Origin of the sequence: Candidatus Pseudomonas auctus (assembly GCF_048654275.1) — a bacterium.
Taxonomy (GTDB): Bacteria; Pseudomonadota; Gammaproteobacteria; order Pseudomonadales; family Pseudomonadaceae; genus Aquipseudomonas; species Aquipseudomonas pharyngis.
Genome location: NZ_JBJYZK010000001.1, coordinates 143,484 through 168,802 on the forward strand (window position 1 = coordinate 143,484; position 25,319 = coordinate 168,802).

27 protein-coding genes and 1 tRNA gene are annotated in these 25,319 nt (G+C 61.1%); 14 read left to right on the forward strand and 14 right to left on the reverse strand.

The window, feature by feature from the left end; translation table 11 throughout:
- Positions 1 to 8 precede the first annotated feature (8 nt).
- The 6 genes from ACKUG4_RS00575 to ACKUG4_RS00600 all read left to right on the forward strand — a co-directional run bounded on the left by ACKUG4_RS00575 (position 9) and on the right by ACKUG4_RS00600 (position 8,627).
- Positions 9 to 1,565 (forward strand): sugar ABC transporter ATP-binding protein, encoded by a 1,557-nt coding sequence (locus ACKUG4_RS00575; RefSeq protein WP_445433144.1) that lies wholly within the window; start codon positions 9 to 11, stop codon positions 1,563 to 1,565.
- Entirely contained in the window at positions 1,558 to 2,583 is a 1,026-nt protein-coding gene (locus ACKUG4_RS00580; RefSeq protein ID WP_221399487.1) for an ABC transporter permease, read from the forward strand. Before ACKUG4_RS00575 ends, ACKUG4_RS00580 begins: the two co-directional genes overlap by 8 nt.
- Before the next feature lie 31 nt (positions 2,584 to 2,614).
- Positions 2,615 to 3,670: a substrate-binding domain-containing protein gene (locus ACKUG4_RS00585; RefSeq protein ID WP_064595792.1), complete on the forward strand. Its 1,056-nt coding sequence runs from the start codon at positions 2,615 to 2,617 to the stop codon at positions 3,668 to 3,670.
- A gap of 9 nt (positions 3,671 to 3,679) precedes the next feature.
- Entirely contained in the window at positions 3,680 to 4,345 is a 666-nt protein-coding gene (locus ACKUG4_RS00590) for a sulfite oxidase-like oxidoreductase (RefSeq protein WP_445433145.1), read from the forward strand.
- 388 nt (positions 4,346 to 4,733) lie between these two features.
- On the forward strand, positions 4,734 to 7,121 hold the full coding sequence (locus ACKUG4_RS00595; protein ID WP_445433146.1) for a TonB-dependent receptor plug domain-containing protein: 2,388 nt from the start codon (positions 4,734 to 4,736) through the stop codon (positions 7,119 to 7,121).
- Positions 7,122 to 7,163: 42 nt separating this feature from the next.
- Positions 7,164 to 8,627: an APC family permease gene (locus ACKUG4_RS00600; protein WP_445433147.1), complete on the forward strand. Its 1,464-nt coding sequence runs from the start codon at positions 7,164 to 7,166 to the stop codon at positions 8,625 to 8,627.
- A 64-nt stretch (positions 8,628 to 8,691) separates the two neighbouring features.
- Here ACKUG4_RS00600 and ACKUG4_RS00605 read toward each other — a convergent pair whose 3' ends face one another.
- A complete protein-coding gene (locus tag ACKUG4_RS00605; RefSeq protein ID WP_445433148.1) occupies positions 8,692 to 9,153 on the reverse strand; it encodes a DUF3574 domain-containing protein in 462 nt (153 codons plus the stop codon).
- A 390-nt stretch (positions 9,154 to 9,543) separates the two neighbouring features.
- On the opposite strand from ACKUG4_RS00605, the gene ACKUG4_RS00610 reads away from it, so the two are divergent.
- Positions 9,544 to 10,053 carry a hypothetical protein gene (locus ACKUG4_RS00610; RefSeq protein ID WP_074690788.1) on the forward strand — a complete coding sequence of 170 codons (510 nt, stop codon included), beginning with the start codon at positions 9,544 to 9,546 and terminating at the stop codon, positions 10,051 to 10,053.
- Between the two features lie 69 nt (positions 10,054 to 10,122).
- Here ACKUG4_RS00610 and ACKUG4_RS00615 read toward each other — a convergent pair whose 3' ends face one another.
- On the reverse strand, positions 10,123 to 10,713 hold the full coding sequence (locus ACKUG4_RS00615) for a helix-turn-helix domain-containing protein (RefSeq protein WP_165369529.1): 591 nt from the start codon (positions 10,711 to 10,713) through the stop codon (positions 10,123 to 10,125).
- 53 nt (positions 10,714 to 10,766) lie between these two features.
- Positions 10,767 to 10,928: a hypothetical protein gene (locus tag ACKUG4_RS00620; RefSeq protein ID WP_170928274.1), complete on the reverse strand. Its 162-nt coding sequence runs from the start codon at positions 10,926 to 10,928 to the stop codon at positions 10,767 to 10,769.
- Positions 10,929 to 11,261: 333 nt separating this feature from the next.
- Here ACKUG4_RS00620 and ACKUG4_RS00625 point away from each other — a divergent pair, with 333 nt between their 5' ends.
- Positions 11,262 to 11,924 (forward strand): hypothetical protein, encoded by a 663-nt coding sequence (locus ACKUG4_RS00625; RefSeq protein ID WP_445433149.1) that lies wholly within the window; start codon positions 11,262 to 11,264, stop codon positions 11,922 to 11,924.
- A 114-nt stretch (positions 11,925 to 12,038) separates the two neighbouring features.
- Here ACKUG4_RS00625 and ACKUG4_RS00630 read toward each other — a convergent pair whose 3' ends face one another.
- On the reverse strand, positions 12,039 to 12,284 hold the full coding sequence (locus tag ACKUG4_RS00630) for a hypothetical protein (protein ID WP_039773074.1): 246 nt from the start codon (positions 12,282 to 12,284) through the stop codon (positions 12,039 to 12,041).
- A gap of 163 nt (positions 12,285 to 12,447) precedes the next feature.
- Here ACKUG4_RS00630 and ACKUG4_RS00635 point away from each other — a divergent pair, with 163 nt between their 5' ends.
- The 3 genes from ACKUG4_RS00635 (at position 12,448) to ACKUG4_RS00645 (ending at position 14,069) form a co-directional block, all read left to right on the forward strand.
- Positions 12,448 to 13,095: a hypothetical protein gene (locus tag ACKUG4_RS00635; RefSeq protein ID WP_064595804.1), complete on the forward strand. Its 648-nt coding sequence runs from the start codon at positions 12,448 to 12,450 to the stop codon at positions 13,093 to 13,095.
- Positions 13,096 to 13,181: 86 nt separating this feature from the next.
- Positions 13,182 to 13,523: a YajG family lipoprotein gene (locus ACKUG4_RS00640; protein WP_445433150.1), complete on the forward strand. Its 342-nt coding sequence runs from the start codon at positions 13,182 to 13,184 to the stop codon at positions 13,521 to 13,523.
- Between the two features lie 153 nt (positions 13,524 to 13,676).
- Positions 13,677 to 14,069: a DUF1801 domain-containing protein gene (locus tag ACKUG4_RS00645; protein WP_445433151.1), complete on the forward strand. Its 393-nt coding sequence runs from the start codon at positions 13,677 to 13,679 to the stop codon at positions 14,067 to 14,069.
- Between the two features lie 49 nt (positions 14,070 to 14,118).
- Here ACKUG4_RS00645 and ACKUG4_RS00650 read toward each other — a convergent pair.
- The 3 genes from ACKUG4_RS00650 to ACKUG4_RS00660 all read right to left on the reverse strand — a co-directional run bounded on the left by ACKUG4_RS00650 (position 14,119) and on the right by ACKUG4_RS00660 (position 16,103).
- Positions 14,119 to 14,193: transfer RNA gene (locus tag ACKUG4_RS00650), tRNA-Gln, on the reverse strand.
- A gap of 229 nt (positions 14,194 to 14,422) precedes the next feature.
- Complete coding sequence (locus tag ACKUG4_RS00655; RefSeq protein ID WP_039773079.1) at positions 14,423 to 14,629, reverse strand: hypothetical protein; 207 nt, start codon at positions 14,627 to 14,629, stop codon at positions 14,423 to 14,425.
- Between the two features lie 136 nt (positions 14,630 to 14,765).
- On the reverse strand, positions 14,766 to 16,103 hold the full coding sequence (locus tag ACKUG4_RS00660; RefSeq protein ID WP_445433152.1) for a 2-hydroxycarboxylate transporter family protein: 1,338 nt from the start codon (positions 16,101 to 16,103) through the stop codon (positions 14,766 to 14,768).
- 131 nt (positions 16,104 to 16,234) lie between these two features.
- Here ACKUG4_RS00660 and ACKUG4_RS00665 point away from each other — a divergent pair, with 131 nt between their 5' ends.
- Positions 16,235 to 17,152, forward strand: coding sequence for a LysR substrate-binding domain-containing protein (locus ACKUG4_RS00665; RefSeq protein WP_221399495.1), 918 nt, complete (start codon positions 16,235 to 16,237; stop codon positions 17,150 to 17,152).
- A gap of 36 nt (positions 17,153 to 17,188) precedes the next feature.
- Here ACKUG4_RS00665 and leuD read toward each other — a convergent pair whose 3' ends face one another.
- From leuD to ACKUG4_RS00680, 3 genes are all read right to left on the reverse strand, one after another.
- Positions 17,189 to 17,797 (reverse strand): 3-isopropylmalate dehydratase small subunit, encoded by a 609-nt coding sequence (gene leuD / locus ACKUG4_RS00670; protein ID WP_236191258.1) that lies wholly within the window; start codon positions 17,795 to 17,797, stop codon positions 17,189 to 17,191.
- 3 nt (positions 17,798 to 17,800) lie between these two features.
- Positions 17,801 to 19,222 (reverse strand): 3-isopropylmalate dehydratase large subunit, encoded by a 1,422-nt coding sequence (gene leuC / locus ACKUG4_RS00675; RefSeq protein ID WP_445433153.1) that lies wholly within the window; start codon positions 19,220 to 19,222, stop codon positions 17,801 to 17,803.
- Between the two features lie 122 nt (positions 19,223 to 19,344).
- Positions 19,345 to 19,761 carry a RidA family protein gene (locus ACKUG4_RS00680; RefSeq protein ID WP_085649091.1) on the reverse strand — a complete coding sequence of 139 codons (417 nt, stop codon included), beginning with the start codon at positions 19,759 to 19,761 and terminating at the stop codon, positions 19,345 to 19,347.
- Between the two features lie 134 nt (positions 19,762 to 19,895).
- Here ACKUG4_RS00680 and ACKUG4_RS00685 point away from each other — a divergent pair, with 134 nt between their 5' ends.
- Positions 19,896 to 20,858, forward strand: a complete 963-nt coding sequence (locus ACKUG4_RS00685) for a LysR family transcriptional regulator (protein WP_445433154.1) — start codon at positions 19,896 to 19,898, stop codon at positions 20,856 to 20,858.
- Positions 20,859 to 20,869: 11 nt separating this feature from the next.
- Here ACKUG4_RS00685 and ACKUG4_RS00690 read toward each other — a convergent pair whose 3' ends face one another.
- From ACKUG4_RS00690 to ACKUG4_RS00700, 3 genes are read right to left on the reverse strand one after another with little or no spacing between them, the layout of a single operon-like run.
- Positions 20,870 to 21,277 (reverse strand): RidA family protein, encoded by a 408-nt coding sequence (locus tag ACKUG4_RS00690; RefSeq protein ID WP_445433155.1) that lies wholly within the window; start codon positions 21,275 to 21,277, stop codon positions 20,870 to 20,872.
- 24 nt (positions 21,278 to 21,301) lie between these two features.
- Positions 21,302 to 21,796, reverse strand: coding sequence for a PaaI family thioesterase (locus tag ACKUG4_RS00695; RefSeq protein WP_445433156.1), 495 nt, complete (start codon positions 21,794 to 21,796; stop codon positions 21,302 to 21,304).
- Positions 21,797 to 21,851: 55 nt separating this feature from the next.
- Positions 21,852 to 22,106 carry a FecR/PupR family sigma factor regulator gene (locus ACKUG4_RS00700; protein WP_085611857.1) on the reverse strand — a complete coding sequence of 85 codons (255 nt, stop codon included), beginning with the start codon at positions 22,104 to 22,106 and terminating at the stop codon, positions 21,852 to 21,854.
- A gap of 224 nt (positions 22,107 to 22,330) precedes the next feature.
- Between ACKUG4_RS00700 and ACKUG4_RS00705 the strand changes: the two genes are divergently transcribed.
- Positions 22,331 to 24,241 (forward strand): tyrosine-protein phosphatase, encoded by a 1,911-nt coding sequence (locus tag ACKUG4_RS00705; RefSeq protein ID WP_445433157.1) that lies wholly within the window; start codon positions 22,331 to 22,333, stop codon positions 24,239 to 24,241.
- 45 nt (positions 24,242 to 24,286) lie between these two features.
- On the opposite strand, the gene ACKUG4_RS00710 is transcribed toward ACKUG4_RS00705, so the two are convergent.
- Positions 24,287 to 25,207, reverse strand: coding sequence for an AraC family transcriptional regulator (locus tag ACKUG4_RS00710; RefSeq protein WP_445433158.1), 921 nt, complete (start codon positions 25,205 to 25,207; stop codon positions 24,287 to 24,289).
- Positions 25,208 to 25,319 lie beyond the last annotated feature (112 nt).

The following is a 25,319-nucleotide window of genomic DNA, read 5'->3' on the forward strand; positions in this document are numbered from 1 at the left end:
GGAATTTTATGGGTGCGCCTGTCGCCGTGGTCTCCGAGCCACTGATTCGTGTACGTGAACTGAGCAAGACCTTTGGCTCGAACCGGGCGCTGGACCGGGTCAGCCTGGATATTTTTCCCGCCGAAGTGGTGGCGCTGCTCGGCGCCAACGGTGCGGGCAAATCGACGCTGGTGAAAATCCTCGCCGGCAGCCAGACCCACGATGGCGGCGAGATCTGGATCGATGGCCAGCCCCGGCATTTCAGTTCGCCGCTGTCGGCGCGCCGCTTTGGCATCGTCGCGGTTCATCAGCAGATCAATGAAGGCATCGCGCCCGGCTTGAGCGTGGCGGAAAACCTGCTGCTCGATGAACTGTGCCGCCCAGACGCCGACTTCTGGCTCAATCGCAGACGCCTGCTGGAGCGCGCCGCGAGCATCGCCGCTGGCCTCGGGCTGGTGCTGCCGCTGGAGCAGCCGATCGAACACCTCGGCCAGGCCGAGCGGCAATTGGTGGTGCTGGCCCGCGCCTTCGCCCTGCAACCACGCCTGCTGATTCTCGACGAGCCCACGGCGGCCCTGTCGGATGCCGAAGCGCAGCGCCTGTTCGGGCTGATCGACACCTTGCGCAGCCGTGGCGTGGCGATTCTGTACATCTCCCATCGGCTGTCCGATCTGCAACGAGTGGCTGACCGCGCCGTGGTGTTGCGTGACGGGCAACTGGCCGGTGAGTTCAGTGCCCGGCAATTGCCCGAGGCACTGGAAGCGATGCTTGGTCAGGCGCTGGAAGCCCACGTCTACACACCGCGAGCGGCGGGGCGCGAAGTACTGAAACTGCGCGACGTGAAAATCCTGCCGCGCACTCAGGCTTTTGATCTGTCCCTGCACGAAAACGAAGTGGTGGTGCTGACCGGATTGCTCGGCGCCGGCAAAAGCGAAATCGCCGAAGTGCTGTTCGGGCTGCGCAAACCGTTGTCCGGCTCTCTGCAACTGGATGGCATCGAGTGGCAACCGGGCTCGCCACGCCAGGCAATCCAGAATGGCGTGTTCTTCGCCGCCGAAGATCGCGCGAGCCAATCGCTGGTGGCGGATTTTTCATTGCGCCGAACCCTGACCTTGCCGTTCCTCGAACGCTTCACCCGTGGCGGTTTCATCCGCAACCGTGCCGAAGCGGCGGCGGTGGAGGCGCAAGTCTCGGCGTTGGGAATCAAGACCGCCGGCATCGATGTGCCGATGAGCGCGTTGTCCGGCGGCAATCAGCAGAAAGTCGTGCTCGGTCGCTGGCTGCTCGGCGAGGGCAGGGTGCTGATCCTCGACGAGCCGTTTCAGGGCGTCGATGTGCGTGCCCGGCGCGAGATCGGCCAGTTGCTGCGCGACAGCGCCGCTGGCCGCGCCACGCTGGTGATCTGCTCGGATGTCGATGAAGCGCTGGAGATCGCCGACCGGATTCTGCTGGTGCGCGATCACGCGGTGGTGGCCGAGTACCCGCGTGCCGGGCTGGATCGCGCCACTCTGGTCGCAGGGCTGGCCGGCAGCGATCCGCAAAATTCTGTTGTTCACGCCGCGCCAAGGAGTAGAGCGAGTGCCTGATTCGAGTTCCCTGTTGTCATCCGCCCCGGCGCCGTCCGAGCGATTCGTGCAAGCGCTGATCCGCTACGGCCTGCTGTGGGTGCTGGCGTTGATCGTGGTGTTTTTCAGTGTGGCGGAACCGGCGTTCCTGCGGGTCGGCAACCTGTTCAGCATTTTGCAATCGGTATCGATTGTCGCGCTGCTGGCGCTGGGCGTGACGCTGACCATGGCCGTGGGCGGGCTGGATCTGTCGATCGGCGCGGTGGCGGCGATGAGCCTGATGATCGCCAGTTACGTGATGGTGGTACTCGGCTGGGGCGCGGTGCCGGCGGTGCTGATCAGCCTGGCGGGTGGCGCACTGGTCGGGCTGCTCAACGGCTGGTTGATCGTGAAGATGCGCGTGCCGGACATTCTCGCGACGCTCGGCAGCATGTTCCTGGTGATCGGCGTGCAACTGATCCCCACGGGCGGCCGCTCGATTGCGGTGGGCATGACCCTGCCCAATGGCGACGAAGCCGAAGGATCGTTCAGTGCGTTGTTTCTGGCGCTGGGCCGTGGACGGCTGTGGGACATCGTGCCGATTCCGGTGTTGATCACGGCGGTGGTCGCGGTGGCGGTGTGGCTGTTTCTCGAACGCACGCGCATCGGCCGGTTGTTCTATGCGATTGGCGGCAACGAGCAGGCGGCGCGTCTGGCCGGTGCGCCGGTGCAGCGCTTCAAGTTGCTGGCTTATGTGCTTTCGGCGCTGCTCGCATCGCTGGGCGGCTTGCTGCTGGCGGCGCGATTGGGGCGCGGCGATGTCAGCTCCGGCAACGGTCTGGTGCTCGATGCGCTGGGCGCTGCGCTGATCGGTTTTGCCGTGCTCGGGGCGAAGAAGCCCAATGCGTTCGGCACGCTGGTCGGCGCGCTGCTGGTGGCCTCGTTGCTCAACGGCCTGACCATGCTCAATGCGCCTTACTACGCGCAGGATTTCGTCAAGGGACTGGTGCTGGTGCTGGCCCTGATGTTCACCTTCGGCCTCGCGCATCGGGCGCGCTGAGCCGGTTCATTGATGCTTCAAGGAAAGATCCATGCACGGTTCAATCAAACAGTTCGCACGTCATTGCCTCGCCGGGGCGCTGCTCTCGGCGCTGGCCTTCAATGCCCAGGCCAAGGCCTTGCCCGGTGCGCCGGCGCCGTTCGATAAAGGTCAGGTACAGATCGCGCTGGTGGGCTATCTGTTCTCCGGGGATTTCCCTGAAGCCTATCTGCGCGGGGTGGAGAAACAGACCGAAGCGCTGGGCGCCAACCTGCGGGTGTTCGACGCGCGGCAACAGGCGGCGAGCCAGGGCGAGATGATCGATCAGGCCGCCGACCTCGGTGTCGACGGGATCATCGTGCAACTGGGGCTGGCGGAAACCCTCAAAGGGCCGATTGAGCGGGCGCTGGCCAAAGGCATCAAGGTCGTCGCATTCGACGTCGACCTGAACACGCCGCAAGTGACTCAGGTCGAGCAGGATCACCATGCACTGGCGCGGCTGGCACTCGATCAAGCGCTCAAGGACAACGGCACCCGCTTCGACGCCGGGTATGTCTACATCAGTGGCTTCACGCCGATGGAGCGCCGCGACGAGATCTGGAGCCAGGTCAAGGCGAGCAATCCGGGGATCATCGAGAAGGCGCGCTTCGGCACGCTCAATCCGCCGATTGCCAACTCGGTGGCGGATCAGGCCAGCGCCGTGTTGCGGGCCAATCCGGGGATCAGCGTGATTTTTGCGCCGTTCGACGAGTTTGCCAAAGGCGCGAAGATCGCCGTCGATGAGGCGGGTCTGAGCCGCAAGGTGAAGATCTACAGCGCCGATATTTCCACCGCCGACATCCAGATCATGAAAGAACCGGACAGCGCCTGGGCCGCCACCGCTGCGGTCAATCCGCAAGTGGCCGGGGCGATCAGCGTGCGCAGTCTGGCGATGCTGATTGCCGGGGAAAATCCGGGGCACAAGGTGCTGGTGCCGCCGACTCTCATTACCCGTCAGCAACTGCTGGATCTGGACGTGAAAAACGTGCGCGACCTCGGGCAAAAACTGCCGGCCTTCGGTGACACCGCCAATGTCGCGCGGGCACCGTGGATTCCCGTGGCGAACTGAGGAACCGACATGCACGACAAGGCTGCGCGTCTGCGCAAGAGCCGTTCGCCGAAAGCCGATGTGGCGCTGGGCGAACGCCTCCCGCCGGGGCAGGTGCTGACGGAGCGTTTTCCGATCCTGCACGAAGGCGAGGTGCCGGCGTATGACCTGGCGACGTGGTCGCTACGACTGTTCGGCACTTTGGCCAACCCGGTCGAGCTGACCTACGCCGATCTGCAAGCGCTGCCGCAACGCTCGTTGCAATGCGACATTCATTGCGTGACACGCTGGTCGAAGTTCGACACCCGTTGGAGCGGCGTGCACCTGCAAGACCTGTTGCAGGCCCTGGACATCCGGCCGACATCGTCCTTCGTCATGGCTCACGCCGATCACGATTACCAGACCAACCTTCGTCTCGATGACCTGCGGCACCCGCACAGCCTGCTGGCCACCCATTACGACGGTCAGCCGCTGACCGCGCAGCATGGCTGGCCGCTGCGGCTGGTGGTGGCGGGGCGGTACTTCTGGAAAAGTGCGAAATGGCTGCGCGGGCTCGAGTTCACCGATCAGGAACAACCAGGCTTCTGGGAGCGCAACGGTTTTCACTTGCACGCCGATCCGTTCATTGAGCAGCGTTTCAGCGGCGATGCGCTGGACATTGCCGAAGATGCCTGGCGGGAAAAGGACTTCGACTGACGGCATCTAACTTCGCACCGAAAAAAACACAGATTAATAACGCTCTCTACAACAACGTGGAGTGCGTTTTTGTGCGTGATTAGTTGTTGCTTAGTTGGGTGTTCATGTTGTTGCGCAAACACAAGTGTTGCTCAGGCAACACTCCATTCGTCGGGCATAACCTAAGCGTTATTGGTTCTTTTGCGGCAGAGGACCGCTCGTCTAGCATCGGTAAACAGGGGGTTCTACTAACTTTGGGGTTCTTGCGCTCTAACAGCCGATAGTTGCTCAACACACTTGGCTGCCTTTCTGAATATCAAAACTACAGCAGAAATTGCCGTGCACTGATTGCCGACACTTCATGATTCGGCAGCGGCCGGTTATTAACTGCGATTCAAGGAGCTATCGCATGATTCACCGTTCGCGTTCATTACTCGCCATCGCTGTTGTCAGTGCAATCTGGCAACTTCCTGCGCAAGCCGAAGAGACTTCCGCGCGCGTCGACGATGACACACGGCTGGGCACCGTGCTGGTCACCGGCACCCGGGGCACCGCACGCACGGTGCTGGATTCGCCGGTGCCGGTGGATGTGCTGACCGCCGAGGACCTGAAGACCGCTGGCGCCAGTGGCGGCGAGCTGGGCCAGGCGTTGCAGACGCTGTTGCCGTCGTTCAGTTTTCCGCGCCAGTCCAACTCCGGCGGCGCCGACCATGTGCGCGCTGCGCAGCTGCGTGGCATGAGCCCGGATCAGGTGCTGGTGCTGGTCAACGGCAAGCGCCGGCACACCTCGGCAGTGGTCAACGACTCGTCGAAAATCGGTCGCGGCACGGCACCGGTGGACTTCAACTCGATCCCGATCAGCGCGATCAAACGCATCGAAGTGCTGCGCGACGGCGCCGGTGCGCAGTATGGCTCGGACGCGATTGCCGGGGTGATCAACATCATCCTCGACGACGCCCCCGAAGGCGGCGAAGTCTCCACCAGCTACGGCGCTTACCACACCCATCAGGACGCCATCGGCAAAACCACCACCGACGGCCAGAACAGCGTGACCACCGCCAAGATCGGCACGCGGCTGGGCGAGGAGGGCGGCTTCATTCGCGGCGGCACCGAATACAAGGATCGCAACCCGACCAACCGCGCCGGCTACGACGGTTTCGCCGACACTCCGGGCCAGCGCAACTACGTGATGGGCGACGGCGTGGCGCGGGACGTCAACGCCTGGTTCAACGGCGAATTGCCGTTGGCCGGCGGCAAGGCTTACAGCTTCGGCACCTACAACGAACGCCACACCACCGGCGCCGAGTTCTATCGCTACCCGTCCGAGCAGCCGCAGTTCTACCCCAACGGCTACCTGCCGCAATCGCTGGGCGACAACACCGACATCTCCGCCACCGCCGGCTATAAAGGCCTGATCGGCGATGACTGGGATTTCGACAGCAGCGTCACCCACGGGCGCAACCGCTTCGAATCGGCGACCCGTCGCACCCTCAACGTCAGCCTCGGCGCGGACTCGCCGACCCGCTTCGACACCGGCGATTACGAGTTGCGCCAGACCACCACCAACCTGGATTTCAGCCGTGAATTGCGCCTCGGCGGCCGCTCGTTCGTGCTGGCGGTGGGCGGTGAATATCGCTACGAAAACTACCTGACCTTTGCCGGGGACGATGCCTCCTGGATTGGCTCCGGGGCCGATGGCGCTAACGGCTTGCGCCCGAGTGAAGAGTCGGATCTGGATCGCAACGTGTTCGGCACCTACGCCGAATTGTCCGGTGATCTCACCGACCGCTTCTTCGTCGACGCCGCCACGCGCTGGGAACATTACGACGACGCCGGCAGCAAACTCACCGGCAAGCTCAGCGGTCGCTACAAACTGACCGATCAATGGGCGTTGCGCGGTGCGGTGTCGAACAACTTCCGCGCGCCGTCGCTGGCCCAGAGCGGTTTCCAGAACACCACCAGCAACTTCGGCGACGGCGGCACGCTCACCGACATCCGCGTGCTGTCGGTCAACGACCCGATTGCCCGTGCCCTGGGCGCGGAAAAACTCGATCCGGAAACCTCGAAGAACTTCAGCCTCGGCCTGACGTTCCAGTTGAACGAGCGCTTCGATGCGTCGCTCGACGTGTTCCGTATCGACGTCAAGGACCGGATCACCCTGTCGCAGCGAATCGGCAGCGACGCGCTGGAAAGCTACATCAACGACAACTTCGGCGTGCCGGGCGTGCACGACGTCAACTTCTTCACCAATGCCGCCGACACCCGCACTGACGGCGCCGAACTGGTGCTCAACTACCATCAGCCGTTCTACGACGGGCAACTCGGCCTGACCACCGCGTACACCTACAACCACACCAAGGTCACCAGCACCAAGGGCACGCCGTCGCAACTGACCGCCTTGGGGATCGGCAACGACGCGCTGGTCGGGGTCGAAGAACGCAATACCCTGACCGACGCCGCGCCCAAGGATCGTTTCGTGTTTTCCGCCAACTGGACCAGCGAACATTGGGGCCTGCTCGGGCGTCTGACCCGCCAGGGCGAGACCACTCGGGTGTTCGATTTCGGCGATTCGCAGCCTGAGCAAACCTACGGCGCGGTATGGCAACTGGACGCCGAGGTGACCTATAAATTCACCCCGAAATTCAGCATCGCTCTGGGCGGCAACAACCTGACCGACAACTACCCGGAACGCTCGGGCTCGGCCATCAACTACGGCGGCAACCTGCCGTACGACGTGCTCTCGCCGATCGGCACCAACGGCGCTTATTACTACGCCACCGCCACCTACGGCTTCTGAGTCTTTTCCGCCATGGATGGCGGATCATCAGCGGGAACCTTCATGACTCAAACCAATGGCCCCAAGCGGCACCTGCCGGTGTTCCAGGCATTGCTGATAACGCTGGGCATGGTCATCACCACCGATATTCTCAAAACCGCACCGACCGTTGCCTTGAACGTCGGGCCGGAACATTTCTATTGGGTCTGGGTGCTCGGCGGATTGGCGTCGATGGCCGGGGCCTTGTGCTTTGCCGAGATGGCCACCGCGTTCCCGCATCCGGGCGGTGACTATCATTTCCTGCGCACCGCTTACGGCGAGCGCATGGGTTTCCTGTTTGCCTGGTCGCGATTCTCGGTGATGCACACCGGGTGGATCGCGTTGTCGGCATTCATGTTTGCCGACTACTTCAATGCGGTCGTGCCGTTGGGACATTACGGGTCGGGGCTGTTTGCCGGTGCGATCATTGCCGCGTTGGTGCTGTTGAATCTGACGGGCAAGCACGTTGGTTTCATCACCCAGACGGTGTTGGTCGGGTTGCTTGCCGTGGGCTTTTTGAGCATTGCCAGCGCCGGTGTGTGGCTGGTGTGGCAGGGCGTTGAGCCGCTTGCACCGAGTGCGCCGGCCACGCCTGAGCACACCGGCGCGGCGGGGTTTTCTGCGGCGATGATTTTTGTGTTCCTGGCCTTCGGCGGCTGGAGTGATGCGGCGACGTTATCGGCCGAAGTGCGCGACGGTCGACGCGGCATTTTCATTGCCATGCTCGGTGCGCTGGCGGTGCTGATGGCGATCTATCTGGCGCTGAACTGGGCGTTCGTCCAAGGGCTGGGATTCGAAGGCCTGGCGGCGAGCAACGCGCCGGCGGTGGAACTGTTGAACCGCGCTTTCGGTGCCCCCGGTGTTTTGCTGATCCTGCTGATGGTCGGCATCGCGGCCATCGCCACCATCAACTCGACCTTGCTGGTCGGCGCCCGCACCACCTACGCCGCCGCCCGCGATGTGCCGCAACTGCGCCGCTTCGGTGAATGGGACGAGCGTGACGGTGTACCGCGCAAGGCGTTGCTGGCGGAGGGGGCGGTCGCGTTGTTGCTGGTGTTGTTTGGCAGTTTTACCCAGAGCGGTTTCAACACCATGGTCGAGTACCTGACACCGGTGTACTGGTTGTTTTTGAGCTTGAGCAGCCTGGCGTTGATCATTCTGCGGCGGCGTTTCCCTGAGATCCCCCGGCCGGTCAGGGTGCCGTTTTATCCGGCTTTGCCGCTGCTGTTTTTTGGCTTGTGCGTTTACATGTTGTATTCCAGCGTTACGGTGGTTGGTTTTGGCGCTTTTCTGGGGATTGGGGTGTTGCTGGTGGGGGCTGTGCTTTTGGCAGTAGTGGGGCGACTGACGCCAGGCCCTCATCGGAACGCCGCCCGCCCAGCCCTCTCCCGGAGGGAGAGGGGGCCGACCGAGGTGACTTGCGAGATACATCGACCTGAGAGAACGAGTCGATTATGGATTCAGAAGGGCAGGTTCAGGTCGGCGTAGTACTGAAGCATCCCGCGTCCGGTTCCCTCTCCCCCCGGGAGAGGGCTAGGGTGAGGGCAGGCGATCAGAAGGACACCGCCGCCGGCTGAGATAACCGCAGCACCGACAAATCCCCGGTAATCCGCTTGTAAGCCAAACGAATCGCCTCGATGTCACTCTCACGTTTCGCGCTGCTCTCGTGCAGGATCACAATCACCTTGGTCGCCAGCCGCTCGGGCACTTTCGCGTCGTGGTCCTTCCACTGCCCATACGCATCGAACACGCTGAACCCGTCCGGGAACCGCGTCGTCACTTCCTGATCGAGAAACTCGCGCCAGCGCGCCGGGCTCACCACACCTTTCTTGCCTTCCAGCGGCCCCACCGAGAAGTACAACTCGGTGCGCACCCACTGCGCCTGCGCCGGTCGCGTGGCATCGCCTTGCAGGGTCGAACTGACGGGATCCTTGGTATGCACGGAAACCGGAGGAGGGCTGGCACACCCGGCGACCGCCAGGAACAGTGCTGCCAGTAGAAAACGTTGCGGCATGGAACTTCCTTATTGTTAAGAACTGTCCCGAATTATAGAGGGGACGGTTAATAGCAATAAAAGATTAAAAAGTGGATCGCTCCTGAACTAATGGAATAAGCAAGCAAAGTGAAAATAATGCCCGCTGGTTAGAACGATTATTTCTTTAAGTTATTTGCTTGGTGTTGGATCGAATATCCATGACATTCAAAAACCTGCTCCCGCATTTGCCGGATCTGTCATGGCGTCTACTCTGCTGCTGCAACGGTTCAAGTCGCACGGAACGCTGCACTTGAAGCGTTTGAACAGCAGTTTTTGCTGCTCGATGGACAGCTTGTTGCGGATTTTCCAATCCTTAGAATCCGCTCCATCAACTTCTCATCCAGTTCTTAATCCTCAGGGAGCTACACCATGATGAACGCCATGCAGATGCAAATGCCGATGAACGCCAACATGCCGATGATGCCGATGACGGGCATGCCGATGATGATGGCGACCATGAGCTGCGACATGATGGACGACGGCATGATGTGCAAGATGATGCCGGCCGCTGGCATGGACATGGCCATGTTCAAGAACAGCGCGCAAATGATGCAGATGATGATGGACTGCGGCATGCCGATGATGATGCATTGCGGCAACATGAGCATGATGTGCATGTCCCCGGCGGCCATGGCCATGCCGATGATGAACATGATGATGCCGATGCCGATGATGGGCATGCCGATGCCATCGATGAAGTGCGTGATGGAATGCACCATGATGGCCGACTGCATGATGTGCAAAATCATGCCGATGCCGGGCATGAACATGGACATGATGAAAAACTGCTGCGCCCTGATGATGAAGATGATGAACGACTGCAGCATGCCAATGATGATGAGCTGCAACGGCATGCCGATGATGTGCTGCACCTGCTGATTTTCGCCAGCGCATGAAAAAGCCCGACCGGGAAATTCCCGGTCGGGCTTTTTCATGTCTGTCTGTTTTTCAGTCCAGGCGTTCGGGGTAGGTTACCACCAGGTACGCCACCGCTTCACTGTCGGCGGGATTGCGGTAGCGGTGGGGCTGGTCGGCGTAAAACAGGATCGAGTCACCTGTCGACAGCAGATAGCGCTCGTCGTTGACGCTGATCTCCAGCACACCCTGGGCCACCACCAGGTTTTCCTGCACGCCCGGGCCATGGCCTTCGGATTGATCCTCGCCCAGCGGGCTCAGGCGCAGTTCATAGAATTCCGACTGGCGCGCCACATCAAAGGGAAACAGCGCACGGCTGACAAAGGCACCGCTGGCGCTGACCAGCCGCTTGCTCTGGCTCGCCGACAACACGGCTACGCCTTCAAACGCGCGATGTTCGAGAAACGCCGCCACCGACACCTTCAAACCCTTGGCGATTTTGCACAGCACCTTGATCGACGGCACGCTGCGCCCGGATTCGATCTGCGCCAGCATCGCCCGGCTCACGCCGCACTGGCGGGCTAGGGCGTCGAGCGACAGATGCCGCTTGCCGCGCAGCCGTTGCAGGTTCTGCGCGACGCGTTCACAGATCGGGTCTTCTTCCAGGGATTCGAGATTGTTCAGGTCCAGCACAGGTTCATCGGCGCTCGCCAGAAAGCGCGAGGGTTCACGCGCGTTCACGCTTGACGCGTCTCGCTGGAACGAGCGGCCTGCACCCACTGCCAAGCCTGATAACCGGCATTGCGCGCATACATTTCCCACATCAGCCGGGCCTGTTGCTGGGCGTGGCGGCGTTTGCGGTAGACGGCGAAGTCGATCAGGTTGTCAGTTGGTTTCATGGCGCACTTCACTGTATTCAATGACGGGATGAGGTGAGAGTACGCCGAGATTTTTATAACGATAAATACTGATTTTTTATTTATTAATGCTTTCTGGTTATTTGATCGGTTCGCCGATTTTTCTTTGTCATCGGCGGTAAGGGGCGATACATACTCGGCTTCTTTTCTGCGAATTTGGCAAATCGAATTTTAGGTTGGTCTTCGCGCAGGTGACGGATAGCGTCTGTGTTTTGAAATTCAGAGATGGTCTTGATGCCCCCCTTACTTCGTCGAGCCTGGCGCTTTCTGCGCGGAGCCAAAGCCACTGCCTACGTTTTGCTGATGCTGGGCCCAATGTTTATCAAACCCTTGGCATTTGTGAGAGTGCCTCATGAGGCTCAGCCGATCTATGCAAAACTGCCAGGCCTTTGGGGAACGCCCCTGTTGGTGGCCGGCGTGGTTGCGGCGACTATCCGGTCGTTTTACCAGTGGGTGTTCTGGCGTGAAATGAACAAGTCCGATCCTTCCAGTCCAGCGGCCGACTTGCTGCTCATGCTGCACAATACCGAGGGACGCTATTTCTGGTTTGCGTTCGTTTTTTCCGCAGTATTGGTTTATGCCCTGGCCGGCCTGCGCTGGAGCTATCACTTCGGGGCTATCTCGTTCATACGCAGATGGCGTCCCAATCTGAGCAATCCACCGCTGAAATACTTCGTCGTCACCACTGCAGCGTGGGGGCTGTGGCTGAGTCTCTACAGTGCTGTCGTTGTGTATGGCCTGTGGCAGTGGAAGGCTCAAGTTGACCTTGCGATGCTCTTGAATCAATACGTTGAACAGCATCAAACCGGAGTGCTCGTGACATTGCTCGGTATAGGCGTAGCCATGAGGCTCGCCGGGCGCAATGGCGAGCTCGGCATGAAGGCTCTGTATGGCGGATCCAAGTGGCTGAGCATGGCCGTGAGTCTGGTCGCTATCTGTGCGTTGTTGCTATTGGCATTCCTATTGTCGAGCATCTGACGTTCCCTTGGGGTGCATCAGCGAACCTCAGGCCAGGATATTTACGAAAGCGGGGACTGTGGAGCCTGCGCAAAACAAAGGGCCGGCGAGGACCGGGTCGAGGTTGTCCGCGTGTCATCGAGCGGGCGCTAGCCAGGTGTTAAGCACACGTCGATCCAGTTCTTCCCAGTCCGCCATGCCCAAAACGCGCGTGGTGTTCAGGCCGCGTAAATAGCCGCGCAACTGATAGGCGACGGCCCGCACTGATTCGGAATCGGCAACGTTCTGGCCCAGGACCGTTTCGTATTCGACAAGGTATTCCGCCACGCGGTCGCGGAATTCGGGCACGACGGCATCGCGGATCAGATCAAAGGTTCGCACGGGTAATCCTCATCTGTTTTCGTTGTGATTGAGTGTGCCGCAGTCTGCACGCCGCGCAACTATCGGTTCAAGTAATAGTGACCATCAAGAAACGCAAGTTCTGCTTTGGTGCCGATGGGCGGAAAATCGCCTCCATCGAACACGCCGCTGAAGGAATTGCGCGATGAAGACTTTGAACCGACTGGCTGTAGTCGCCCTGCTGATGGGCGGGGTGGCCGCTACCGTAGCCCCGGCTTACGCAGACGACGCCAAGTCGTGCCATTTTCTGCCCGTCGCCGCCAGCAGCGCCGCGCTGCAGCACTCGCAAACCGTCGGTGTGCTGTACAGCGAAAACACTCTGGACAACCTGCAATACCTCGAGCGTTACCACGATGTGGCGGTGAACGGTGCCAAGAATGCACTCGATGCGCGGATCCGTGACGCCTTCGTCGACAGCTCCGACCCGGAGCTGGCCATCGACTGGCTGATGAGTTCGCTGCAACAACAGTTTCTCTCGGTGACCGTCTACGACAGCCTCGATGCGCTGGTGCAGGCTCATCCGGACGTGGTGGTGATGCTCGACACCCACAACCGTCTGCTGACCCAACGCAACAGCCAGGTCGAAGCGCGGTTCGCCGCACGCTTCTACGACGCCAACCTGCAATACATCGGCAAGGCCGAGGGCGCGGTGGAGAAGCAACTGCCTTCGGTGTGGGTACACAACAAGGCAGCGCCCGAAATCGCTGCCGGGATCGAACAGCAACGCGATCTGCAATTGAGTGCCTTGAAGCAGTTCGATGACTCGCTCAAAGCCCTGGTGAGTGCAGGCTGAACACCTAAAGCAAAAACGGCAACGGCAGTGCCCGTGACACTGAACGTTGCCGAAGAACCGAACCTTTTATTTTCAGGATTTTGTCCATGCGTGCCTTTTTTATCCCTGCCATGGCTTCTGCCAGTTTGTTGCTCACCGGATGCGCCTCTGCGCCGAACGATCCGACGCTGACCTTGCAGACGCACAAGACGCCCGCCCAGTACGCCGAATGCGTGGTGCCGAAACTGCAGGGCAGTGCGCTGAATCCGACCGTGTCGCAGACCCAGCGCAGCTACCGGATCGTGGTGCCAAGCAAAGTCGCAGCGGACAACGTGCTGGAGGCTTACAAGGCACAGGACGGTGGGAAGGTCTTTTTGTATGAGCGCCACTTGCTGGCGTCGAGTTTCATGCCGTCGAGTTTTGAACGGGCTGCCCAGGAGTGCCTGTAACGCCTGACGGTTTACGCTTTTGACGATGCTCCTTTGGTTGGCCGCAACCAACCAATTCCTTTGCCCCGCACCTTGCGGGGCTTTTTTTGCCCGGCGTTTGGCGCAGTCGGCGCTACGCTGGATAGCGGAAAAGGTTTTCGGGAGTACAGGAACATGAAGAAGGACAGCAGCGGCGCGGCGGCCGAGAATCCCTCTGTGCTGATCGACGCAAGAATCAAGGAACTGAACGACTGGCGCGGCCAGAAGCTGGCCGAGATCCGCGCGATCATTCATGAAGCGGACCCAGAGGTCGTCGAAGAGTGGAAGTGGCGCGGCGTTCCGGTCTGGTCACACAACGGCATCATCTGCACCGGGGAAACCTACAAAGCCGTGGTGAAAATGACCTTCGCCAAAGGCGCGGCGCTGGAAGATCCGTCAGGACTGTTCAACGCAAGCCTGGAGGGCAATACCCGGCGGGCGATCGATGTTCACGAAGACGACAAAATAGATGCAAAGGCTCTGAAAGCTCTGGTGCGTTCGGCGATTACGTTGAATTCAAAGAAGTGATTTGCCGTTGAGGCGGAGGTGAAGCGCAGGAGGGTGAAACGAGGAAAAATGGCAGGGGCGGCTGGATTCGAACCAACGCATGGCAGGATCAAAACCTGCTGCCTTACCGCTTGGCGACGCCCCTGTAGCTATTGGTTTCAGTCCCGGGAGGACCTCTGCAACAGTGGGCGGCACTTTACCAGCGCTCTTGCGTTCTGTGAACCCCTGAAACAAATAAATTTCAGGGAAAACAGCTACTTATTTCCCGGACGGTATCGCCGGTCAGGTTTTTCGGGCTTTTCAGCGATTGCCATGAAAACCGGCGCGACCGCTGTAGCCCGAAAACCTGGCCAAGACCTGCCTCGATGAACCGATCAGTTGCCATCCGCAACCTTGCGTTCGATTTCGTCGACCTTGCGTTGCAACTCCTCAGCGTCCTGCTCCTTGGTGCGGGTCGACGAGGGCGTTATGACCTCATCCACGCCGCGGGTCTTGTCGTCCGGATCCTCAAGATCGCGTTTCACCACATCGACCGGTTTGCCGGACGTATCCGTGGCTGGGGCTTTGCTGTCGTTGTTCATGGCGTTGACCTCCGTTGGGTTAAACGTTGGATGCAGCGCCATGGAGCGAGTTCGAGTTTTTTAGCGGCAACCGTGCAGAAAACTGCGCAGCCGGGTTGATGAACGCCGGTAGCTCACCGGCAACAAGCCGATTTGTTCAGGCGACAAAACCCAGCAACAGCGTCGCCAGAATCACCGTCGAAGCGCCGCCGATCCGGGTGGAGATCTGCGCAAAGGGCATCAGTGACATCCGGTTCGACGCCGACAGAATCGCGACGTCGCCGGTGCCGCCCAGACCGCTGTGGCAGCAGGTCACGATAGCCGATTCGATGGGGTACATCTTCATCAGGTTGCCAATGAAAAAACCGGCGACGGTCATCGACACCACGACGCTGAGGCACACCAGCACATAGCCGATCGAGAACACCTTCACCACGCTGTCGAGCGGTACATACAGCATGCCCAGGCCAATCATTACCGGCCAGATGAAAGCGGCGGAAACCAGTTTGTAGAAAGAGTGCGCGCCTTTTTCCAGCTTCTCCGGCAGCACGCGCACGTATTTGAACAGCACCGCCGCGAGAATCATCATCACCGGCCCCGGAATCCCGACGACCTTTTCCAGCAGGCCACCGAGGACGAAGAAAGTGCAGATCACCAGCACCCCGGCGCCCATGACCCGCAGGTCGATGCTGGTGCCGGTTTCTTCCTTGACCTTGAATTTGTCGTTCTCGGCCCGGGCCCGGATCAGTGCGCCTTCACCGTTGATGGCCGGGCGTTTCAGCGCCAGCCGTGCCAGGTAACCGGCGCAGATGATCGCTGCAATGTTGCCGACCACGGCCGCCGGGACCAGTTGCGCGACGTAGATGTCCGGCGTGCCGCCGAGGATCGCCGAGTAGGCCAGGGACAGCGGCAGGATGCCTTCGCCGATGCCGCCGCCAATGATCGGCACGATGATGAAAAAGAACGTGTGGTAGACGCTGTAGCCGGCAAGCTTGCCGACAATCAGCCCGCTCGCGACGGCGGCCAGGGTGCCGGCCAGCAAGGGGATGAACATGCGGATCATGCCCTGGACCAGAATGAAGCGGCTCATGCCCAGGATGCTGCCGACCACCAGGCTGGCGATCACGAAGTACAGGAAGTTGGCTTCCTTCATCAGCATTTTGGTGGCGTCGATCGTCGGCGCGCCGAAGAAGCCGTAGAACACCAGCACCGACGGCAACATCAGGCACAGGATCGCGCCGCCACCGATTTCCCGCAGGATCGGCAGACGCGAGCCCATCTGGCCGAAGAACACGCCCATGGTCATGATCACGGCCAGTCCGCCGATCATGTTCTTCGGCAGAAAGCCGAGGTGGGCCGACAGAAACACGATCACGGCGATGCCGAGGAAGATCGGCAGCGGGATCACGCCGATCTCATAGCTGCGCAGGCGCTGGATGAACCCGCCGGCGCGCGGGCCGTCGACATTCAGGGATTGCTCAAGGGAGTCGCTCATGACGCATGTCCTCATGTTTGTTTTTATCGAGGATGGACGGGAAACCACGGTGCACCGGGCTCGGGTGGCGAGGCGGTGATTCGATGGTATCCTTCGCAAAATGCGTGATAAACAGCGGAAGCATGCGGCCTATGAACACGAATCGTGACCAATTTCCCTTGCCCGAAGATCTCAAGGTGTTCCTCACCGTCATCCGCAAGAACAGCTTTGCCAGCGCCGCTGACGAGTTGGGCTATTCGCCGGCCTACGTCAGCAAACGCATCTCGGTGCTGGAAACCACGCTGGCGACCAAACTGCTGCACCGCACCACCCGGCGCATCGCGCTGACCGACGATGGCGAGCGGGTGCGGATCTGGGCGGAGAAACTGCTAGGGGATTTCGATCAGTTTCTCGGCGAGATTTCCCAGGCCCGGCACCAGCCGGCGGGGTCGCTGCACATTTGCAGCAGCTTCGGTTTCGGCCGCAATCATGTGGCGCCGGCGATCAGTCAGTTATCCCGGGCTTGCCCGAAACTCGACATTCGGCTGGACGTGTTCGACCGGGTGGTCGATCTGGTAGGCGAGGGCTTCGATCTGGAAATCCTCGTCGGCGATGACCTGCCGGGCCAGCATCTGGCGCGCAAACTGGTGAGCAACCGGCGCGTGCTGTGCGCCACGCCGGAATACCTCGAACGCCGGGGCACGCCGCAGTCCCTCGAAGACCTGAAAGACCACGATTGTCTGGTGCTCAAGGAGCGCAACAACGCGTTCGGTATCTGGACCCTGAGCAAGGACGGACAGGAAGAAACGGTGCGAGTGAATGGTCCGTTGTCCTCCAACAGTGGCGAGATCGTGCTGGAGTGGGCCTTGAGCGGCGGCGGGATTCTGTTGCGCTCGATGTGGGACGTCAAACCGATGCTCGAGCAGGGCAGGCTGGTGCAGGTGCTGGACGGCTACACCCAGAGCGCCAACGTCTGGGCGGTCTATCCGACCCGGCTCAGCGAGTCGGCGAAATTGCGGGTGTGCGTGGAGTTTCTGGAAGAGTATTTCCGCGATTTGTCCGTGGAATGAAAACGGGCGGTTCAATGAACCGCCGTTTTTTTGCCATCAATCCAGCCAGGGATTGTCCGCCAGATGCCGCGCTTCAAAAGCGCGGATCTGCTCGGTGCGTTGCAGCGTGGTGCCGATGGCGTCCAGTCCCAGCAGCAACGACTGTTTGCGCAGCTGATCGATCTCGAATCCGATCTGCGTGCCGTCCGCCAGCTCGATCGTCTGCTGCGCCAGGTTGACGCTGATCCGCGCGGTCGCCGGGACGCTGATCGCCTCGGCCACACGCTTGAACTGCACGTCGTCCAGCTGAATCGCCAACACGCCATTACGCTGGCAGTTGTCGTAGAAAATCCCGGCGAACGTGGTGCCGATCAAGGCCCGGATCCCCACTTGCTTCAAGCCCCACACCGCGTGTTCGCGGCTGGAACCGCATCCGAAATTGGGGCCGGTCACCAGAAACGCCGCGTCTTGCCAGGCCGGCTGGTTGAGCACGAATTCAGGGTTGGGTTCGCCGGAGGCGAGAAAGCGCAGATCGAAGAACAGCCCGCGATCCAGCCCCTGACGATCGATGCCCTTGAGAAACTGCTTGGGCATGATCACGTCGGTGTCGATGTTGGACGCAAGAAACGGCGCGGCACTGCCGCTGACGGTGTCGAAAGGTTGCATGGTTCAAGCCTCCAGCGCGACGGTGCGCACGTCAGTCAAATGGCCGCTGATGGCGGCGGCTGCGACCATCGCCGGGCTCATCAGGTGGGTGCGCGCACCGGCGCCCTGACGGCCTTCGAAGTTGCGATTGGTGCTGGACGCACAGCGATCACCCGGCGCGAGCACGTCGTCGTTCATCGCCAGGCACATCGAGCAGCCTGATTGCCGCCATTCGAAACCGGCGTCGAGAAAGATTTGCGCCAGGCCTTCGTCCTCGGCCTGATTGCGCACCAGGGTCGAGCCGGGAACGATCATCGCCCGCACGTGGGCCGCCACACGCTTGCCGCGCACCACCCGGGCGACGTCACGCAAATCTTCGATCCGCGCATTGGTGCAGGAGCCGATGAAGGCATGGCTGATCGTCACTTCGTTCAATGGCATGCCGGGTGTCAGGCCCATGTAGTCGAGGGCGCGCTGCAGGCCCTGACGCAGGATCGGATCGGGCTGGGTGGCCGGGTCCGGCACGTGCCCTTTGATCGGCGCGGCCTGATCAGGGCTGGTGCCCCAGGTCACCATCGGCTCCAGCGCGGCGACATCGAGGATGACTTCGCGATCGAACACCGCGCCCTCGTCGCTGTGCAGGGTTTTCCAGCGCTCGATGGCCTGCTCCCAGAGCTTGCCCTTGGGCGCGCGCGGCTTGTGTTGCAGGTAGGCGAACACCTTGTCGTCCGGCGCCATGAACGCACCCCGTGCGCCGGCCTCGACGGCCATGTTGCAGATGGTCATGCGCGCTTCGACGCTGAGGGCGCTGATGGCCGGGCCGGTGAACTCGATGGCGTAACCGGTGGCACCAGACGCACCGATCTTCTCGATCAGCGCCATGATGATGTCCTTGGACGTGACACCTGCGCCCAGCTCACCGTTGACCGTCACCCGCAGGGTTTTCAGGCGTTTGTAGACCAGGGTCTGCGTCGCCAGCAGGTGTTCGATTTCCGAAGTGCCGATGCCGAAACCGAAGGCGCCCAGCGCGCCGTAAGTGGTGGTGTGGCTGTCACCGGCCGCGACCACCATGCCCGGCAGAATGAAACCCTGTTCCGGCGCCACGACGTGCTCGATGCCCTGGCGCTTGTCCAGCACATCGAACAGCTCGATGCCGAAATCGCGGCAGTTTTCTTCGAAGTACGACACCTGCCGCGCGCCCCCGGCGTCGGGCATGGTCGCGATGCGTTTCGGTGCGGTGGGGTTCACATGATCGACCACCGCCAGCGTCGCCGCAGGCCGCCACACCGTGCGCCCGGCCTCGCGCAGGCCGCTGAAGGCTTGCGGGCTGGTGTATTCGTTGGCGACCTGGCGGTCGATGTAAAGCAGCACGTGGCCCTGATCGTCGAGGGTGCAGACGGTGTGACTGTCGATGTGCTTCTGGTACAGCGTTCTCGGGCTGGGCATGGCTTGCGCTCTTTTCTGTCCGGGGCAAAAACAACATGACGCCAGCATATTGATCGCGGAAATGGCATCAAGAGCGCTTCAGTGAAGCCGTTGAACACGGATTGTGAGCAATTGCCGCAAGCCTACGCCCGTGTCTCCTCCGGCAACCTGGCAATCACCTTGATCTCGAACTGAAACCCGTACAGCCACGTCACGCCGACCGCCGTAATGGTCGGATGCGGCGCCTCGCCCCAGAACTCGGGCACCACTTCCCAGATGGTTTCGAAAGTCGATTGCGGATCGACCATGAACACCGTCACGTCCACCACGTCGTCGAAGCTGCCACCGGCCGCGCCGAGAATGGCGTTGAGGTTGGTGAAGGCCAGTCGCACCTGTTGTTTCAGATCCGGCTCCGGCGAGCCGTCCTCAAGGCTGCCTACCTGGCCTGAGACAAACAGAAAACCGTTGGAACGAACCGCCGGGGAATAACGGTTGCGCTCGTAAAGCGCATGGCGTCCGGGCGGGAAAACCACGTCGCGTTTTGGCTGGGCGTTAGTCATGGGGTGTCTCCTTCAATGGGTTGAAAACCTGCGATGGAGAAACTTTAGGGACTTGCCTCGGCGCGATAAACGCGCAACCTTGGCGTTCACTGTTTGCAAATCCCAAACAATCGAGCCGCTATCAGAGGTGGGATATGGACCGTTTTGACGCGATGCAAGCCTTCGCCAGGGTGGTGGAGGCCGGCAGTTTCACCAAGGCCGCCGAGACCCTGCACATGAGCAAGACCACAGTGACCCAGCTCATTCAGCAACTGGAGGCGCGCCTGCGAGTGAAGTTGCTCAACCGCACCACGCGCAAGGTCAACGCCACGGCGGACGGCGCGGCCTATTACGAACGGGTGATCAAGCTGCTGGCGGACATGGACGATGCCGAAACCAGCCTTCCCGGCGCGGCGGCGCAGCCCAAGGGGCGCTTGCGGGTCGACGTACCCAGCCCCCTGGCCAATCTGATTCTGGTGCCGGCGCTGCCCGAGTTCTGCGCGCGCTACCCGGAGATCCAGATCGACATGGGCGTCAGCGACCGGATCGTCGACATCATCGATGAAAACGTTGATTGCGTGGTGCGCGGTGGCGAGCTGCGGGATCAGTCGCTGATGGCGCGGAAGGTGGCGGATCTTCTACTTGGCGTGTACGCCGCGCCGAGTTATCTGGCCCGCTCCGGCACCCCGATGCATCCACGGGAGCTGGAGGACAGTCATCATCGGGTGGTCGGTTTCCTCTGGGCGCGTACTGGCAAACCGGTGCCGTACGCCCTGCACAACGAGCACGAAGACTTGCAGATCAAGGGTCGTCACGTGCTGGCGGTCGATGATGGCAACGCCTATCTGTCGGCGGGCCTCGCAGGGCTGGGCGTGTTGTGGTTGCCCAGGTACATGTCCAGAGCACACGAGGCGAGCGGTGATCTGGTGCCGCTGTTTGAAGACTGGCGCCTCGATCCCATGCCGCTGTATGTCGCGTATCCGCCGAACCGCCATATCAGCCGCAAGCTGCGAGTGTTCATCGACTGGATCGCCGAAGTGATGGCCCGTCACGCACCGGTCATGGATCGCTCAGGTTCGCCAGCAGAAGGTCAGGCTCATCGTTCAACAACAGGGTGAGCGGAATGGCGTTACCCAGAGGTAGCGCGCCTGCGTACCGCCACGCATTTGATTTCCACCAGCAGCCCCGGATGGGCCAGCTCGCTGACACCGATGCAGGTCCACGCGCAGGAGCCTTTGGGGAATACGCGGTTTTTCACTTCGCGAAACACCGGCATGTGTTGGCTCATGTCGACGTGATAGGTGGTCATCTCCACCACATCGTTGAAGGTGCAGCCACCGGCCTTCAGCACTTCGTCGAGGTTTTCCCAGGCGCGGATGAATTGCTGCTCGGGGTCTTCGATGACTTGCAAATCAGCGGTGCGGCCCACCTGACCAGCGCAATAAAGCGTATCGCCGACCAGAACCGCCGGGGCGTATCCGGCGCGTTCGACGATGGGTTTCATGGATTCGGGGATGATGATTTTGCGATCGGGCATGGTGTTTTCCTTCAATGACGGATTTCAGCGACCGTGCGCGGCCGCTGCCAACTGCTCGGTATCCACCCGCACGAATACCGAATCACCCACCGTCGTCAGCACTTCCCCGGCGTAGACCTCGCAGATCACCCGGGTCTTGCGCCCGACTTCACCTTCGACTTTTGCCTTCAATGTCAGCTGCACGCCCATCGGCGTTGGTTTGATGAACTTGATGCCCAGGTTGCCGGTGACGCAGTTGATGCGCGGCAGGCTTTCGGGGTCGCGCCCTTCAGCGCGGTAGTGATAAGCCATTGCGGTCCAGTTGGAGTGGCAGTCGACCAGCATGGCGATCAACCCACCGTAGACCAGTTCCGGCCAGCCGCTGTACTTGGCCTCGGGCACGTGCTCGGCCATGACGTGTACGCCGTCTTCGTGCCAGAAGCTTTTGATGTGCAGCCCGTGGGGGTTGCGGCTGCCGCAGCCGAAGCAGACGCCCTCGGGGGCGGCGGTGTCTTGCAGGGAAATGTCGGGGGTGGCCATGCCGGGATCATCCTTAAACTGTAAGCCGAACCCCGCGGATTCTAACCCCGAATGCTCAACGTGAGGATTGCTCCTTTTGCGTGGGCCGTTGTGGATCGGTCAGCAGTTTTTTGCGAGTCGTCGAGTGGTTCGGCAATTGCTCACTGATGTCCCAGATTTCCAGCATTTTCGCGTATTCAAAGGCGTGGCGCGGGCTTTGCTGAATCCACTGCTCAAACGCCTGGCGTTCGTCAGGTGTGCAATCGTCCTCCTGCAGGCGCAGGCACCAGTGCGCTGCCTGGTTCAGGATTTCTTCGTCTGCGTCGGTCATTGACGGTTTCCACGATGGCTGGGGAGGGCATTTTACGTTGCCGCTTGCAAAAAAAACGTCAAAGCACCTTGAGTATTTAAACGGTTAGTGAACGTTCAACGGACAAAAAACGCTGCCGATGGACAGATCGCGCCGTGATTTCCGGGCTTCGTCGCTTTGTCATATTCCCTCACATTTCAATGCAGATAGTGGGCAGCCCAACCTGTTTCCAGTGAGGCTGCCCCGTGTTTCAACGTCTTGTTTGTTCGCTGTCCGTGCTGAGTCTGTCCATTGCTGCCGCCCAGGCGGCTGACCTCGATACCCCGCGCCTGGCAGGCATCGACAACTTCCGGGATATCGCCGGCACCACCACCGCCTATTCCACGGCCCATGACGGCACAATGCGCGCCGGTGTGTTCTACCGCTCCAATGCCCTGACGCCGACGGCGGCGGACCTGGCGACCCTCAACGGTCTGCGGATCAAGTCGGTGTACGACCTGCGCACGCCCAGCGAAATTGCCAGCACGCCGGACACGATGCCAAGCGGTGCGACCTACCAGAATATCGACATCATCGGCAGCACCACCTCCGGCGCGAACATCACCACGGTCTCGTTCAAAAGCGCGGCCGATGCGATTGCGATGATGCAGGAAACCAACCGCGCGTTTGTCAGCGATGCCGGCATGCGTGGTCAGTTCGGTGTGCTGTTCAATGAACTGGCCGGTGTCGACGGCGCCGCGCTGTTCCATTGCACCGCCGGCAAGGACCGCACCGGCTGGACCGCTGCCGTTCTGTTGAGCATCGCCGGCGTCGATAACGCCACGATCATGAGCAATTACCTGGCGACCAACGACTACACCGCCGAACGGGTCGCCAAGACCCTGGCGATGATGCCGCCGAGCATGGCCGCGATCTACGCGCCGCTGCTGGGCGTCGAAGCCAGTTACCTGCAAGCGGGTCTGGATCAGGTCACCGCGCAATACGGCAGCATGGACAACTACCTCAAGCAGGGGCTGGGTCTGTCCCAGGAAACCATTTATGTACTGCGCGGCAAAATGGTCGAGTACAACAGCCTGCCCGGCCAGGCAGGGCTGATCGGCAACGCCGCGGCCGGTGCGCAACTGTTGCAGAAGTTACAGAACAGCAGCCTGTCGGGCACCTACAGCGCTTACAACTACTACCTGCAATCGGCCATCGACGCCGGCACCCTCGGCGGTGTCGAGTCCACGGTCGGCGGCCAGGTGCACGCCGATGCGGCCAGTTACCTGCTGCGTCAGAACGCAATGATCGAGCAAGCCGCCGCGCCGTTCTCCAGCGGCACCGACCTCAAGGTCGGCCAGTACCGGTTGTGGAGCACCGCGCTCGCCGGTTATCTGGGCACCGACGGTTCGGCCCATGCGCAAAGCAGCAATGAACACAGCCAGGGCCTGATGGTCGGCGTCACCCAGCGTTTCTTCGAGCAAGTCAGCGCTCGCGGCGGCATCGGTTACAGCAAAGGCTCGGTGGGTGGCGCAGGTGGCGAGGCTGACACCGATTTCACCTTCCTCGACCTTGGCGCCCGTTATGGCTTCACCAGCCTGGAACGTGGCCTGTTTGTCGATGCCAACATCAGCGCCGGTTACGTCGACTACGACAGCAAACGCGATCTCGGCGGTGGCCTCGGTTCGGCGAAGGGCGACACTCACGGCAATCTCAGCGGCGCCACATTGGCGCTGGGGTATCGCATGCCGCTGAACACTGTGATTCTGGAGCCAAGCCTTGGCGTGCGCGTCAGTCGTCTGGACCTGTCAGGCTTCCAGGAGAAGGGCAGCGAACTGGCCCTCAATGTCGATGACATTCAGGAAACCCGCCGCAGTGCGGTGGCCAATCTCGACGTCTCGTTTGCCCCGATGCCCATGGGCGCGTGGCAACTGGTGCCGGGCGTGCGGGTCGGTTACGAGCGTGTGCTGGGCGATCATCAGGTCGACAGCGAAGGGCATCTACTGGGGCTGGATATCGAGCAGCGCGCGGCGTTCGATAACCGCGATCAGTTCAGCGGGGGCGTCAACCTGATGGCCAATCTCGGTGCTCTGAGCCTGGGCGCTGAAGTCGGTGCCAGCGGTGGGGGCGACAGCCACGGTTTCAGTGGCGCGCTCAAGGCCAGTTATCAGTTCTAAAAACTGTGGGGGCGAGCCTGCTCGCTCCCACAATGGTCTGCTGTGCTAACGCAGTCCCTTTCGCACATCAGCCGGGCTCACGCCGTAGGCACTCTGGAAGTACTGGCTGAACCGGCCGACATTGCTGAAGCCCAATCGCAGCGCCACTTCGGTCACCGAGGCAGGAGTGCCCTGGCGCAATGTTTCGTAAGCACGCTCCAGCCGCACCTGCCGCTGATACCCGACAATCGACGTCCCGGCAAACCGCCGAAAACCCTCTTGCAGCGCGCGCAGGCTGACGTTGGCCAGCCGCGCCAGATCCGTGCCACTGACCTGAATCTCGGGATGCGCCTGAATGTAATCGATCGCCTGCCGCACATGCCTCGGCGCAATCAACGCCTCTGGACGACGCAGGACCTGGCTGAAGTTGTGCGGCCAGGCTTCCAATACCGCGTCCACCAGCATCTCCCGCAGCCGTGACGGCATTAGGGAACCGGCGTTCAACAACAGATCGAACTCGGTGCCGGTGGCCAGATCAATCAGCGCGCGAATGCCCTGAAACGCCGGGCTGTTCAGATCCACCCTCGGCGCGAAATGCAGCTTGTGCACGATCGGTTTGCCCAGCAGGGTCGACAGCCGTTCGGTGAGCGCCGCACGGCTGATCGACATGCCGTGCTGGGCATGATTGTCGATAAAACGCATCGAACGCAGGTCAGCCTTGTCGATGGCCAGCCCCACATCGCACACCCCGACAGATTCATGGTTGAAAACGATCTTGCCGGCGGTGGGAATGACGAAGGTGATTTCATCGAACTGCTCGGGGAAGGCGACGGTGAAATCGCCCCGGTAATGCATGCGCCGGAAACTCACGCCTTCGTACCGCCCGTAAACGCCGCCAATGATGATGTCTTTGGGCGGCGGTGGTGTGTCGCCATAACGGTTGCCGAACATTCGTGAGAACAGGGCGCCGAAGTCGTCACTGGCCATGTTGTCGGATCGCAGGATGAGGGTCTGGCGTGTCGGGCTTGAGTACACCGGGAGGTTCACCTTGGTGGTCGGGGCATAGGGGCGCGAGGACGTTACCAAGGGAGAATGACGC